The organism is Sphingomonas sp. MM-1, assembly GCF_000347675.2.
GTDB lineage: Bacteria > Pseudomonadota > Alphaproteobacteria > Sphingomonadales > Sphingomonadaceae > Sphingomonas_E > Sphingomonas_E fennica.
Window position 1 is genome coordinate 1,139,237 of record NC_020561.1, and the last position, 13,490, is coordinate 1,152,726.

Annotated in this window: 12 protein-coding genes; all 12 read right to left on the reverse strand. The window is 68.8% G+C overall.

The features are described 5' to 3' along the window. Window positions 1-7: 7 nt before the first annotated feature. On the reverse strand, window positions 8-1,192 hold the full coding sequence (locus G432_RS05600; protein ID WP_015457853.1) for an FtsW/RodA/SpoVE family cell cycle protein: 1,185 nt from the start codon (window positions 1,190-1,192) through the stop codon (window positions 8-10). Further along, entirely contained in the window at window positions 1,189-2,502 is a 1,314-nt protein-coding gene (gene murD / locus G432_RS05605) for a UDP-N-acetylmuramoyl-L-alanine--D-glutamate ligase (RefSeq protein ID WP_015457854.1), read from the reverse strand. Before murD ends, G432_RS05600 begins: the two co-directional genes overlap by 4 nt. Further along, window positions 2,499-3,569, reverse strand: a complete 1,071-nt coding sequence (mraY, locus tag G432_RS05610) for a phospho-N-acetylmuramoyl-pentapeptide-transferase (RefSeq protein WP_015457855.1) — start codon at window positions 3,567-3,569, stop codon at window positions 2,499-2,501. Before mraY ends, murD begins: the two co-directional genes overlap by 4 nt. Next, window positions 3,557-4,957 carry a UDP-N-acetylmuramoyl-tripeptide--D-alanyl-D-alanine ligase gene (locus G432_RS05615; protein WP_015457856.1) on the reverse strand — a complete coding sequence of 467 codons (1,401 nt, stop codon included), beginning with the start codon at window positions 4,955-4,957 and terminating at the stop codon, window positions 3,557-3,559. Before G432_RS05615 ends, mraY begins: the two co-directional genes overlap by 13 nt. Window positions 4,958-5,099: 142 nt before the next feature. Then, a complete protein-coding gene (locus G432_RS05620; protein ID WP_015457857.1) occupies window positions 5,100-6,515 on the reverse strand; it encodes a UDP-N-acetylmuramoyl-L-alanyl-D-glutamate--2,6-diaminopimelate ligase in 1,416 nt (471 codons plus the stop codon). Between the two features lie 2 nt (window positions 6,516-6,517). Beyond that, window positions 6,518-8,164, reverse strand: coding sequence for a peptidoglycan D,D-transpeptidase FtsI family protein (locus G432_RS05625; protein ID WP_015457858.1), 1,647 nt, complete (start codon window positions 8,162-8,164; stop codon window positions 6,518-6,520). Between the two features lie 50 nt (window positions 8,165-8,214). Further along, window positions 8,215-8,772 (reverse strand): hypothetical protein, encoded by a 558-nt coding sequence (locus G432_RS05630; protein ID WP_015457859.1) that lies wholly within the window; start codon window positions 8,770-8,772, stop codon window positions 8,215-8,217. Further along, the gene (gene rsmH / locus G432_RS05635; RefSeq protein ID WP_015457860.1) at window positions 8,769-9,740 is read right to left on the reverse strand and encodes a 16S rRNA (cytosine(1402)-N(4))-methyltransferase RsmH; all 972 of its coding nucleotides are present in this window, start codon (window positions 9,738-9,740) and stop codon (window positions 8,769-8,771) included. The genes G432_RS05630 and rsmH overlap by 4 nt, the downstream gene beginning before the upstream one ends. Beyond that, the gene (locus tag G432_RS05640) at window positions 9,737-10,201 is read right to left on the reverse strand and encodes a division/cell wall cluster transcriptional repressor MraZ (protein WP_236626857.1); all 465 of its coding nucleotides are present in this window, start codon (window positions 10,199-10,201) and stop codon (window positions 9,737-9,739) included. The genes rsmH and G432_RS05640 overlap by 4 nt, the downstream gene beginning before the upstream one ends. Before the next feature lie 255 nt (window positions 10,202-10,456). Next, window positions 10,457-11,863 (reverse strand): hypothetical protein, encoded by a 1,407-nt coding sequence (locus G432_RS05645; RefSeq protein ID WP_015457862.1) that lies wholly within the window; start codon window positions 11,861-11,863, stop codon window positions 10,457-10,459. Window positions 11,864-11,874: 11 nt separating this feature from the next. Beyond that, on the reverse strand, window positions 11,875-12,141 hold the full coding sequence (locus G432_RS05650; RefSeq protein WP_015457863.1) for a hypothetical protein: 267 nt from the start codon (window positions 12,139-12,141) through the stop codon (window positions 11,875-11,877). A gap of 86 nt (window positions 12,142-12,227) precedes the next feature. Further along, complete coding sequence (locus G432_RS05655; protein ID WP_041865181.1) at window positions 12,228-13,226, reverse strand: cysteine synthase A; 999 nt, start codon at window positions 13,224-13,226, stop codon at window positions 12,228-12,230. Window positions 13,227-13,490: the final 264 nt, after the last annotated feature.

Genomic DNA, 13,490 nt, shown 5'->3' on the forward strand with positions numbered 1-13,490 from the left:
GTCCCCCTCACTTCCCGCTCCATGTGACGACATAGGGCGATCGGGTGAGGAAGGGATTGCGCCGGGTGAAGGCCAGCAGCAGGCCGAAGCCCATCGACACGGCCAGCAGCGAGGAACCGCCATAGCTGATGAACGGCAGCGTCATGCCCTTGGACGGAACGAGCTGCACGTTGACGGCCATGTTGATCACCGCCTGCAGCCCGAACTGGATGGCGAGGCCGGACGCGGCCAGCATGACGAACTGATCCTCCTCGTCCAGCAGCTTCAGGAACACGCGGACCATGATGGCGAGATAGATGATGGCGATGACGATGCACGAGATAAGGCCGAATTCTTCCCCGATCACCGAGAAGATATAGTCGTTATGCGCTTCCGGCAGGCGGAATTTCTGGACGCCGCCGCCCGGCCCCAGGCCGACGAGGCCGCCATTGGTGATCGTCGCGTAGCCGACGTCGACATGATAGGTGTCGCCCGATCCGGTGAGGAACTCGATCACGCGATCCCGGCCGTTCCGGTAGAAGACGAAGGCCAGCGCGAGCAGGCCGACGCCGGCCCCGCCGAGCGCCATGAGGAAGCGGGTCTGCACGCCCGATATCACGAGCAGCGCCGCCCAGACCGAGCAGAAGATCACCGTCTGCCCGAAATCGGGCTGCTTCATCAGCAGGGCGGCGATCACGGCGACGATCAGGCCGGTGAGCGGCACGACCGGCAGCCCCCTGTCGCGGGCGCGGAGCGAAAGCATCCAGGCCGTGGCGACGACGAAGAAGGGCTTGAGGAATTCGGACGGCTGGAAGCGGAAGGGGTCCACGCCCAGCCAGCGCACCGCGCCGTTCACCTGGGTGCCGGCGATCGGAACCAGCGCCAGCAGCAGGCTGAACAGCACCGCCGCGCCGATCGAGAGGCGGCGGGCGCTGTCGCGCGGCAGCATCGACACCGCGATCATCAGCGGCACGCCCAGCATGATCCAGACGATCTGCCGCCAGAAATAATGCAGCGCGGGCAGCCCATCCTTGGCGGCGGCCGAAGGCGAGGCGGCGGCCACGGCGATCAGGCCGATGCCGATCAGCATCGCGACCAGCAGCAAAAGGACGCGGTCTATCTCCCAGAACCAGGTGGCATACCAGCTACGGTCGGCACGGCCCAGCCGCACGACCTGCGATGGCTTCTGGCGATAGACGGTCGATCCGGTCATGACGGCAGCGCCTCCACGGCGGCGCGGAAGGCATCGCCCCGCGCCTCGAAATCGCGGAACTGATCGAAGGATGCGCAGGCCGGCGACAGCATCACCACCTCGCCCGGCCGCGCGGCGGCGGCGGCATCGCGCACGGCCTGGTCCAGCGTGCCGCTTTCCGTCACCGGCCTGCCGGCGGCGCCGAGGATGCGCGCGAACATCGGCCCGGCCTGGCCGATCGTGTAGCCGGCCGCGACATGATCGAAATAAGGCACGCAGGGATCGAGATCGTCGGCCTTGGGCAGGCCGCCCAATATCCAGTGGATCTTCGGATAGGCCGCCAGCGCGGGCGCTGTGGAGGTGGCGTTGGTCGCCTTGCTGTCGTTCACGAACAGCACGCCGCCTTTCTCCGCCACGCGCTCCATGCGGTGCGGCAGGCCGGGATAGGTGGCGACGGCCTCGTCGATCACCTTGCCCGGCACGCCCAGCAGCAAGGCGGCATTGACCGCCGCAACGACATTCTGCGCGTTGTGTGGCCCCTGCAGCGCCGGCCAGCCGGACTGGTTGCCCACCATCGAGCGGCTGAACTGCCGCAGTTGCCCGCGCCCGAGCCGTTGGACCATGACGGCGATCGCCGCCGACGTTTCATCGTCGGTCGAAATCAGCGCATAGCCCCAATTCTGCTGCATCCCGAACAGGCGCGTCTTGGACGCCGCATAGCCTTCGAAATCGGGATAGCGATCGAGATGGTCGGGCGTCACGTTCAGCAGCACGGCGACGTCGCAGGCGAGGCTGTAGGTGAGATCGATCTGGTAGCTCGAAAGCTCCAGCACATAGACCCCGCCCGCCGGCAGCGGATCGCGGCTGAGGATCGGCAGGCCGATATTGCCGCCCATCAGCGTAGGAATGCCGGCCGCCTTCAGGATGTGGTGGATCAGCGCGGTCGTGGTCGACTTGCCGTTGGTGCCGGTGATGCCGACGATCTTGTGGCCCGGCAGCGAGGCGCGCGCCTGGGCGAACAGCTCGATATCGCCGATCAGGGGAACATTGGCCTGCGCGGCCCTGGCCCGGATCGGATGGCGGATGATCGGCACGCCCGGCGACACCACCACGCCCGCGAAGCCCGCAAGGTCGATCACCAGCGGATCGGCGAAGGAAAGCCCGGCCTCGCCCGGATGGGCGGCCGCCAGCGCCTCGCGCGCGGCATCCCTGTCGTCCCAGGCGACGACTTCCGCACCGCTGGCCAGCAGCGCATCGACCGTGGCCAGCCCCGATCGCGCGAGGCCGAGGACGGCGTATTTCTTGCCGGAGAAGACGGGGCTGGTGATCATCTGAGCTTCAATGTCGCAAGGCCGGCCAGCGCCAGCACGAAGGAAATGATCCAGAAGCGGATCACCACGGTGGGCTCGGACCAGCCGAGCTGTTCGAAATGATGGTGGATCGGCGCCATCTTGAACACGCGCTTGCCGGTGCGCTTGTAATAATAGACCTGGACGATGACGGAGACGGCCTCGAGCACGAAGAGACCGCCGACGATCGCCAGCACGATCTCGTGATGGGTGGCGACCGCAATCGCGCCGAGCGCGCCGCCGAGCGCGAGGCTGCCGGTATCGCCCATGAACACCGCGGCCGGCGGCGCGTTGAACCAGAGGAAGGCCAGCCCCGCGCCGATGATGCAGGCGGTGAGGATGATGAGGTCGCCCGCGCCCGGCACATGCGGAATGCCGAGATAATCCGCGAACTTCACGTTGCCGACGAGGTAGGCGATCACGAAGAAGGCGAGGCTGGCGATGATGACCGGCATGGTCGCCAGGCCGTCCAGCCCGTCCGTCAGGTTCACGGCATTGCCCGCGCCGACGATCACGAAGGCGGCGAACAGCACGTAGAACGGCCCGAGATCGATGACCGGGCCATTATAGAAGGGCACATAAAGCTCGGTGCCGGTGCCGGAGACGATCAGCCAGCTCGCCAGCCCCGCGATCGCGAATTCGGCGAGCAGGCGCACCTTGCCGGAAACGCCCTTGTGGCTGCGCTTCTTCACCTTGTCGTAATCGTCGAGGAAGCCGATCAGCCCGAAGCCCACCGTCACGAAGATGCAGGCCCAGACATAACGGTTGGAAAGATCCATCCACAGGAACATGGATATTGCGATCGCGGTCAGGATCATCAGCCCGCCCATGGTGGGCGTACCGACCTTGGCGAGGTGGGTCTGCGGGCCATCCGACCGAATCGGCTGCCCCTTGCCCTGCCGCACGCGCAGCCAGCCTATGAATTTCGGCCCGATGATGAGGCCGATCAGCAGCGCGGTGATCGCCGCCGATCCCGCGCGGAAAGTGAGATAGCGGATGAGGTTGAGAACGCCCGGAAATCCGAGCTGGCCGGCGATCAGGTAGAGCATGGCATGTTCCCGGCCGCGACCGCCCCGGACCCGAAATGATCGACGAGACGAGCGAGCCCGATGGCGTTGGACCCTTTAATCAGAACCGCGTCGCCGGCCTCGATCAGCCCGTCCAGGCGATCCAGCGCGGCGGCGGCGTCGGGCACATGCGCGAAATCGATCCGGCCCTCAAGCTCATTTGCGAGCGCGGCCATCTCCGGCCCGACAAGCAGAGCGAAATCGACGCCGGCCCGCACCAGCGGCTGGGCGAGGCTCGCGTGGAACAAAGGCGATTTTTCGCCAAGCTCGCGCATGTCGCCCAGCACGGCGATGCGGCGTTCGGCCGGCTCCTCGCCCAGAAGGGCGATGGTGGCCGCCATCGACGCCGGATTGGCGTTGTAGCTTTCGTCGATCACCAGCGCCTCGCCGCCCTCGACGGGCGCGATCACGCGGCGGCCGCGCCCGGCAAGGCCGGCCATGTCCGCCAGCGCCAGCCCCGCCGCCGCCAGATCGCCGTCCACGGCATGGACGGCCGCGATCACGGCCATGGCGTTCGACACCCAGTGATCGCCGGGAGGCGCAAGGGTGAAGGTCAGCTCCGCGCCGGGCAGCACGGCGGCGATCAGGGTGCCGCGCGGGCCGCGCACCGCTTCGCGCGCGCGGACATCGGCGCCTTCGCCCCGCCCGAAGGTCCAGATCCGTTCGGCAAAGGGCCGGGCGGCGGCGATCAGCCGGTCGCGATGCGGGCTGTCATAGGGGATGATGGCGGTGCCGCCGGGCTCCAGCCCCTGGAATATCTCCCCCTTGGCGTCGGCGATCGCCTCCTCGCTGGCGAAGAAGGCGCTGTGCGCGGGCGCGATGGCGGTGACGATGGCGACATGCGGGCGGACGATCCGGGTCAGCGCCGCCAGTTCGCCGGCCGCGCTCATCCCCATCTCGAAGATGCCGAAGCGGGTAGCGGCCGGCATGCGGGCGAGGCTGAGCGGCACGCCGACATGGTTGTTGTAGCTTTTGAGCGAGCGGTGGGCCCTGCCCGGCGCCGCGCGGTCCAACGCGGCGAACAGCGCCTCCTTGGTGCCCGTCTTGCCGACCGATCCGGTGACGCCGATGATCTTCGCCGCCGTCCGCGCTCGGGCGGCGCGACCGAGCGCGTCCAAGGCGGCCGCCGTATCCGCGACGCGAACGTGCGGGCCATCCACCGGATCGCTGACGAGGGCACCGGCCGCACCGGCCGCGAAGGCGCCGTTCACGAAACGGTGGCCGTCGGTCGTCTCGCCCTTCATCGCCACGAACAGGTCGCCCGGCCCCACCTCACGGGAATCGAAGGCGACGCCATTGGCGGCGAAATCGCCGAACACCTCGCCATCGACGGCGGCGGCGATATCGAAGGCGGTCCAGAGCGGCGTCATAGCCCCCTCCCTTCCAAGGGAAGGAGTTGGGGGTGGGTGGCACCGGCTGCGAGAAGGGCGAGCGCGCGCCGATATGCACCGGACTCACCCGCTCCCCGGCCCCCTCCCTTGAAAGGGAGGGGGAGCAAGGTCGCGTTCCCGCTCATGCCGCGCACTCCCGCGCGACCGTCACGTCGTCGAAGGGCAGCACCATGTCGCCGACGATCTGGCCCTGCTCATGCCCCTTGCCGGCGATCAGCACGATATCGTCGGCACCCGCTTCCGCAATCGCCGCCGCGATCGCCTCGCGCCGGCCGCCGATCTCGATCGCGCCCGGCGCCCCGGCCAGCACGTCGCGGCGGATCGCGGCAGGGTCCTCGCTGCGGGGATTGTCGTCCGTCACGATGACATGATCGGACAGGCGGACGGCGATGGCGCCCATTTCCGGCCGCTTGCCGGTATCGCGATCGCCGCCCGCACCGAACACGGTGATCAGGCGGCCTTTCGCATGCGGCTTCAGCGCCTGGATCGCGGCCTCCAGCCCATCGGGCGTATGGGCGTAATCGACATAGACGGGCGCGCCGTTGCGGGCGATCACCGCCCGCTCCAGCCGCCCGCGCACCGGCTGGACGCGGGCGAGATCGGCAAGCGTCCGCTCAAGCTCGCCCCCGGTCGCCAGCACGAGGCCGAGCGCGGTGAGCGCATTGGCCGCCTGATAGGCACCGATCAGCGGCAGGTTCACCTTGTGGCGGCGATCCTCGATCTCCAGCACCAGCGTCTGGCCGAGATGGGTGGGAATGCGCTCCGCCAGTCGGATCACCTCTCCCTTGTGGCCGACATCGATCACCTTGAGGCCGCGCTCGCGCGCGATCTCGATCACGCGGGCGGATGCGGGGTCGTCCGCCCACACCACCGCCGTGCCGTTGGCGTCCACCACCTCGCTGAACAGACGGAGCTTCGCCTCCAGATAGGCTTCCATTGTGTGGTGGTAATCGAGATGGTCGCGGCTCAGGTTGGTGAAGGCGGCCGCCTGCACCGGCAGCCCTTCGGTGCGGAACTGGGCGAGCCCGTGGCTCGATGCCTCGAAGGCGACATGGGTCACGCCCTCGCGGCGGAGGCCGGCGACATTGGAGAGGAAGGTCGCGACATCGGGCGTGGTGAGGCCGGTCGAAACCTGATCCTCCGAAGTGGTGACGCCCAGCGTGCCGATCGAGGCGGCGTGATGGCCCGCCGCCCGCCACAATTGCCGGGTCAGCTCCACCGTGGAGGTCTTGCCGTTGGTGCCCGTCACCGCGACCACGGTTTCCGGGAAGGGAGCGAAGAATTTGGCGGCAAGCCGGGCGAAGGCGCGGCGCGGCTCCGCATCGGCGATATGGACGGCGCCCTCCACCGTCGCCTCCGGCCGCGCCACCACCGCTATGGCCCCGGCCGCGATCGCGGCGGGAATGAAATCCTCGCCATTGAAGCGCGTGCCGGTGAAGGCGCCGAACACCGTGCCGGGGGCCACCTTGCGATGATCGATCGCGAAGCCGGTGACCGTCAGGTCCTCATCTGCCCCGGTCAACGCGCCGAGCCGCATACTCACTTGCCTTTTTCAGGACGGACGTACTGAAGCACGCCGGTCAGATCCACATCGCGGCCCTCGTCCGGGGCAACCCCCAGCAGCGGGCCGATTCGCGCGACGACCTGCTTCACCACCGGCGCCACGTTCCAGCCGGCGGTGTGAAAGCCGTAGGTTTCCTTGGTCGCCTTCGGCTCGTCGAGCATCGCGATGACCACATAGCGGGGGTCGTCCATCGGGAAAACACCGGCGAACGTGGTCACCACCGCGCCGTGGGTGTAGCGCCCGCCCTGGATCTTTTCCGCCGTGCCGGTCTTGCCGCCGACGCGATAGCCCGGCGCATTGGCGTTCTTGCCGGTGCCGTTGGTGACGACGAGGCGCAGCAGCGCGCGCATCCTGTCCGACGTCTCCTCGGTGAACACGCGCCGGCCGGCCGGGACGGGATGGTGCGGCCCCGTCTTGATCAGCGTCGCCGGACGCCAGATGCCGCCGTTGAACAGGGTGGCATAGCCGGTGGCGAGGTGCAGCGGCGTCACCGCGATGCCGTGGCCGTAGCCCACCGTCATCGTCGCGATCTCGCCCCAGTTGGCGCCCGGCGTCAGCGTGCGGCCGCGCTCACCAAGCTCGATCGAGACCGGCTCCAGGAAGCCCATGCGCTTCAGGAAGGCGCGCTGCCGTTCGGCGCCCACCTCCATGGCGATCTGCGCGGTGCCGATGTTGGAGGATTCCTTCATGATCTCCGCCACGCTGCAGCGGCGGCCGAAGGGATGGGTATCGGTGATGGTGAAGCGGCCCGCCTTCAGCGCGCGCGGGCAATCATACATCTGGCCGAAGCTGGTGATGATGCCGCTGTCCATCGCCATGGCGACGGTGAAGGGCTTGAAGGTCGATCCAAGCTCATAGACGCCCAGCGTCGCGCGGTTGAAGCCGGCCTCCGGCGATGCCTTGCCAGGCGCATTGGGATTGATTTCGGGCAGCGACGTGAGCGCCAGCACCTCGCTGGTCCGCACGTCCATCACGATGCCGGCGGCGCCGATCGCGCTGAAATGGGCCATCGCCTCGCCAAGCTGCGATTCCAGCGCCTGCTGCACGCGGGCGTCGATCGAAAGCTGGAGCGGCGCCATCCGCGTCGTCTCGCCGGTCAGCCGCGCATTATATTCGCGTTCCAGCCCGGCTGCGCCTGCCCCGTCGAGATTGGTGTAGCCGACGACATGGGCCGCCAGCGCGCCCTGCGGATAAAGCCGTTCCGGCTCCCGCCCCAGCGCGATGCCTGGCTCGCCGATCGCGTTCACCGCGCGCACCAGTTCCGGCAGCGCGCGGCGGCGCAGATAGACGAAGGACTTGCCCGAATTCAGGATCGCCAGATATTGCGCGGCCGTCCGTTCGGGCATCAGTTCGGCAAGCTGCACGGCGATCGCGCGGCGATCCCCCAATATCTTGTCCGGGTGCACGGCGATCGACCAGGCGTTGAACGTGCGCGCAAGCTGCATGCCGTTGCGATCGATGATGTCCCCCCGCTCGGGGATCAGCCCGGCGCCGCCGCCGCCCCGCCCGGCGGGTTCGGATGAAACCGCCATCCAGATCAGCTTCAGCACGATCAGCAATGTGACGAAGGCGAACGCCAGCAGCACCACCATCAGGCGGAAATGGGTGACGGCGACACCCATTTCGCGCTGATCGGCGATGCGGATTCTGTGAGGAGGGGCGGCGACCGCCGTCACTGGGCGCCCGGCGCCCGCTCGGTGCGGGCAATGCGGCCGATCTCGGCCAGCGCGTCCGCGCCCAGCAGATCCCCGCGCGCGGAAATCTTGCGTTCGAGCCCGGCGACGCGATCCGGCGCCGGCTTCATGTAGGTGGCGTGGCGCAGCATCGGCTCCTCGGTGCCGACGGCATCAGGCTCGGCCGGGGCGGAAGGCGCCACCGGAGCGATCGGCTTCGCCGCCGCCACCTGCACCAGCTTCGCCTCCATGGCGGGCTTGGCCGGCATGCCCAGGCTGGCGAGCTGCACCTCCCCACCGATGAACTGCCGCGCCTCGGGCGCCTTCAGGGCCAGCGCCTGCGCGTTCCACCGTTCCATCTGGGCAAGGCTGCCGCGCGTGCCCAATTCCGTCTCCAGATCGCGGATGGCGACGCGGTTGGCCAGGATCGCCCGTTCCGTGCGGGCAAGCTCGGCCCGTTCGGCGGCGACGCCCTGCGTCACCATGTAGCATGCCAGCCCGGCCGTCGACGCTGCGGCGACCCACAGGACGGAACGAAAGCGCGCGGCGGCGATCATGACGGAACTCCTTTATACGATACAGGCCAGGCGGCGGCGGCGGTGCGACGGGCGACGCGCAGCGTGGCGGAACGGGCGCGGGGATTGCGGGCAAGCTCCGCCTCGCCGGCCCGCACCGGCTTGGCGACGGCCTCGAAACTCGGCGAAGGCCCGGCGGCGCCCGCATCGGGGCGGTGGCGCGAACCCGTGGGCATCGCGCCGGAACGTTCGCGCAGGAAGCGCTTGACGATCCGGTCCTCCAGCGAATGGAAGGACACGATCGCCAGCCGGCCGCCGGGGGCGAGCACGCGCTCGGCCGCCGCCAGCCCCTGCTCCAGCTCCTCCAGCTCGCGATTGACGTGGATGCGGATCGCCTGGAAGGTCCGGGTCGCCGGGTCCTTCTTCTCATGCGGCTTGTGGCCCAGCGCGCGGCGCACCACCTCGGCCAGATCGGCCGTGCGGGTGATCGGCCGCGCCGCCACGATCGCGCGGGCGACGCGCCGTGCGCGCGGTTCCTCGCCCAGATGGTGCAGCACGTCGGCGATCTCCGCCTCGTCCGCATGGTTCACGAAATCGGCCGCGCTCTGCCCGTCCTGCTCCATCCGCATGTCGAGCGGGCCATCCGCCTGAAAGGAAAAGCCGCGTTCGGCCCGGTCGAGTTGCATGGACGAGACGCCGATATCGAGCGTCACGCCGTCGACCGGGCCGACCCCGCGCTCCGCCAAGGCTTCTTCCATGCGGGAGAAGCGCTCGGCGATCAGGTGCAGCCGGCCGTCATTGGCGGCGACCAGCGGCGCGCCTTCGGCGATCGCATCCGGATCGCGATCGAAGGCGTAGACGTCCGCGCCCGCGGCAAGCAGGGCGCGGCTGTAGCCGCCCGCGCCGAAGGTGCCGTCCACCATCACCTCGCCCGGGGCGGGGGCGAGGCCGGCGACGACTTCGGCGATCAGGACGGGATCGTGGCGCGGATCGGGGGCGGGCTGGGTCATGCCTTCGCGCCCCTTTCCTTCAGCATAAATTCCAGCGCGCGCACGACGCGCGGCTTGTCCTGGCAATGCTCCAGGAACTTGTGCGGGTTCCAGATCTGGAAGGTGGCGCCGGCGCCCAGGAAGAAGGCCAGTCCCTCTATCTCCGCGATCGCGCGGAACATCGGCGAAAGCACCATGCGGCCGGCATCGTCGTAATTGGCCTGCAGATAGGCGCCGAACACGTCCATCTGCTCGAAATCCATGGCCGACATCCGGTCCATGCCGTCGCCGCGCGCATCGACGCGTTCGCCCACGAAGCTGTGCAACTCCGGCGAATAAGCGGGGTCGAACGCCTGGAGGCAGGGCAGGCGCTCATGCTCGCCGAGCAGGATGAACTTTTCGGGCGACGGGAATTCGCCGGGCATCAGGGCGCGATGCGTGCGGCGATCGATGACGGTGCGGAAGGGGGCAGGGAGCGACACGCGGCCCTTCGCATCGACCGCGTTCAATGCACTACCGTGGAAAAAGTCCCTGATTTCCACGTCCCAAGACCCCACTGCGACGGAGCCAGGGACCATTCCCCGCACACGCCGTCGTCTCCTCCGGCGGGCGCTGGTCGCGAATAAGATGGAATCTCCCCCGCGCCCCGGAGTGCTCTGGGCGTATCAGGGGATCATATGGTTTTCAATACCACTGGATGGGAATCCTGTGGATTCTGATGGGTGATATCGGGGGCCTTATTCCCTCCGATGACGGAAATCCGCCACTGTTCTTTCTTTGTACCTGTGCATGGCCTGTGGATAAGTTTGTGAGGATTTCGTGACAACCGCTGCATGAATGCCACGCCGGCCCATCACGAGGCCAGCGGCAAGCAGCAGCAGGGAGGGCAGCAGCGCCAGCAGCCAATGCCGGTCGGGGCGCAGGGGCGACTCGATCCAGACCACGGAATCGCTGGGTTCAACCGGCTGACCGCCCCCCAGATCGGCAAGGATCGCGGCGATCAGCGGGCCGTTGTCGGCGGTGCGGCGGAAGCGGCCGGTGCCATGCGATCCCATTCCCACCCACAGATCATCGTCCAGCAGATCGGCATCGGCGAGGATCACCGCCCTCCCCTGCCCGACCCGGCAATCGGCGGCGAGGCCGCCGGCGAGGATCGCGCAGGCGCCATCCGTCGAGGCGAGGCGGCCGGGGGCGCCGGGGCGCACGCGCCACACCGCGCCCGCCCATTCCACATCACGCAGCATCAGGGGATCGCCCCCGGCCGGCGACAGGGCGAGGCCCCAATGCGCGAGCAGCGGCAGCAGCGGCGCCACACCCGGCGGCCGCGCGGGATCGCCGGGGGGAAGCCGCGTGGGCCAGCGCAGGTCGGGATCGGCAAGCAGCAGCATCCGCCCCCCGCGCCGCACCCAATCGTCCACCGCCACCAATCCTTCCGCGTCGATGCGCGGCTGCACGGCCAGCAAGGGGCCGGGACCGGCAAGCGATCGCGGCCGCGCCGCCGCGAGGGGAAGGACATCGTGACGGGATCGCAGGAGGAGCATGGCCGCGAGCGGGCGCGACCGCCCGAGCGTTTCGGCCACGCCGCCTTCCGACCAGATAAGCGGCAGGCCGCTCAACAGATGCAGCGGCGGCCGGCGGGCGGGCGGCGGCGGATCGAGGGGGCCGAGCGCCACCCGCTCATAGGCCGCGACGGCACCGGGCAGCAGCGCCAGCCCAAAGAGCAATGCGGCGGCGAGCAGGCGCCAACGCCGGCCGCCAGCCCAGCGGGCCAGGCGCAGGACCAGCTCGACGGCGGCCAGCAGCAGGATACTCGCGCCGAATATCCGCAGCGCCGCGATCGCGTCACCGGCCCCCTTGGCGGCCAGCCAAAGCGCCCCGCCCAACGTCGCGCCGGCCAGGCCCAGCGCCATCGCCGCAAGCCGGAAGCGCCACGGCCGGGCGGCAAGCAGGAGCGCGGCCGTGGCAAGGAGCCAGGGCCGGCACGCCAGAAAGGGGGTCCAGTCGGCACGGTCATGGCCCGCGATCGCGATCGAAAGCAGGCCGGCCAGCGTTTCCGCGAAAGCATAGGCACCGGCCCAGCCGGCGACGGCGGGCCAGCGTCCGGAGATGCGGGCCGGCACGGCCCCGCCAGGCCCCGCCGCCATGTCAGGCGCGATCAGGGATGCGCCGCACCATCCGAAGGCGTCACATTGCCCTCGCCGGCTTCCGGCGCGGCGCCGGGGGCCACGCCGAGTTCGGCCAGCGGCTCCTTGGGCGGCCCCACCGGGGCGGCCGCGTTGGCAGTCTCTTCAATCACCACATTGCCCGTCGCGTCCGTCGAGACCGTCGGCTCGTCGCTGACCACCCCGAAGAAGGCCGCGGCGAACAATACGAGCACGAAGACGCCGGCAAGCCCGGTCAAACCGATGCGAACCCGCTGCATTCATTCCCTTCCACAAACGGAACCGAGGCGAACGCAATTCCACTTTGTGTAAAGCCTAACCCAGCCCGTCGCGCTTGTCGAACAGCTTATCGCACCAGCCACGGCGGCACCGTCAAGCCCTTCGCCGCCAGCCAATCCTGGTTGAAGAGCGTCGAAAGATAACGGAATCCCGAATCGCACAGGATGGTGACGATGGTGTGCCCAGGCCCCATCTGCTCGGCCAGGGCGATGGCACCGGCCACATTAATGCCGGATGAAAGGCCCACGCAAAGCCCTTCGTCCATCAGCAGGCGATGCACCTGCTCCAGCCCTTCCTCGTCGGAAATGCGGAACTGCGTATCCACCGGCGCGCCTTCGAGATTGGCGGTGATCCGCCCCTGGCCGATGCCCTCGGCGACGGACGATCCCTCCGCCTTCAGCTCGCCCGTCTCATAATAGCTGTAGAGCGCGGCGCCGTGCGGATCGCTGAGCGCGATCACGACATCCTCGTCGAACGCCTTCAGCCCCATGCCCACGCCGGCCAGCGTGCCGCCAGTGCCCACCGCGCAGGTGAAGCCGTGGATCCGGCCGCCCGTCTGTTCCCAGATCTCGGCGGCGGTGGTGCGGATATGCGCCATGCGGTTGGCGATATTGTCGAACTGGTTGGCCCAGACCGCATTCTCCGTCTCCTCGGCGATCCGGCGCGAGGTGTGGACGAAATGGGCGGAGCTGGAATAAGGCGCGGCCGGCACCAGCACCAGCTCGGCCCCCAGCGCGCGCAGCGTGTCCTTCTTCTCCTGGCTCTGGGTCTCCGGCATCACGATGATCGTGCGATAGCCCTTGGCATTGCCGACCAGCGCCAGGCCGATGCCGGTATTGCCCGCCGTCCCTTCCACGATCACGCCGCCGGGCTTCAGCAGCCCCTGCTCCTCGGCATCCTGGACGATGAACAGCGCGGCGCGATCCTTCACCGATCCGCCCGGGTTCATGAATTCGCATTTGGCAAGGATGTCGCAGCCGGTGGCGGCGCTGGGGCCGTTCAGGCGGACGAGCGGGGTATTGCCGATCAGCGCGAGGGTGTTCGGCGCGGTGGGGGCTATGGCCATGACCGGCAGATAGCCGAGCCTTCGCGCGGCCGGCAAGCGGGCTTCTGTTTGCCCGGGATACAGCGAAGCTTCGGGCGGCATCCGCGAATCCCGTCCGGCGGCGGGCCGCACCGTCAGTCCCATTATGAGGCATATCGTTGCGGCGATGCGGAACGGCTCGTCGTATCGGAAGCACCGCCTTCCGCCCCGGACCGGCGGCGCCATCGCCGCGGCAATGGCCCAGGACCGCGGGATTCGAGATTTTCCGACGCTCTGCCAAGATGT

Coding starts and splice junctions, on each gene's coding strand:
- G432_RS05600 (WP_015457853.1), bottom strand. CDS start 1,192: ATGACCGGATCGACCGTCTATCGCCAGAAGCCATCGCAGGTCGTGCGG.
- G432_RS05645 (WP_015457862.1), bottom strand. CDS start 11,863: ATGGCGGCGGGGCCTGGCGGGGCCGTGCCGGCCCGCATCTCCGGACGC.
- G432_RS05615 (WP_015457856.1), bottom strand. CDS start 4,957: ATGACGCCGCTCTGGACCGCCTTCGATATCGCCGCCGCCGTCGATGGC.
- G432_RS05630 (WP_015457859.1), bottom strand. CDS start 8,772: ATGATCGCCGCCGCGCGCTTTCGTTCCGTCCTGTGGGTCGCCGCAGCG.
- G432_RS05650 (WP_015457863.1), bottom strand. CDS start 12,141: ATGCAGCGGGTTCGCATCGGTTTGACCGGGCTTGCCGGCGTCTTCGTG.
- rsmH (WP_015457860.1), bottom strand. CDS start 9,740: ATGACCCAGCCCGCCCCCGATCCGCGCCACGATCCCGTCCTGATCGCC.
- G432_RS05620 (WP_015457857.1), bottom strand. CDS start 6,515: ATGCGGCTCGGCGCGTTGACCGGGGCAGATGAGGACCTGACGGTCACC.
- G432_RS05625 (WP_015457858.1), bottom strand. CDS start 8,164: ATGGGTGTCGCCGTCACCCATTTCCGCCTGATGGTGGTGCTGCTGGCG.
- mraY (WP_015457855.1), bottom strand. CDS start 3,569: ATGCTCTACCTGATCGCCGGCCAGCTCGGATTTCCGGGCGTTCTCAAC.
- murD (WP_015457854.1), bottom strand. CDS start 2,502: ATGATCACCAGCCCCGTCTTCTCCGGCAAGAAATACGCCGTCCTCGGC.
- G432_RS05655 (WP_041865181.1), bottom strand. CDS start 13,226: ATGGCCATAGCCCCCACCGCGCCGAACACCCTCGCGCTGATCGGCAAT.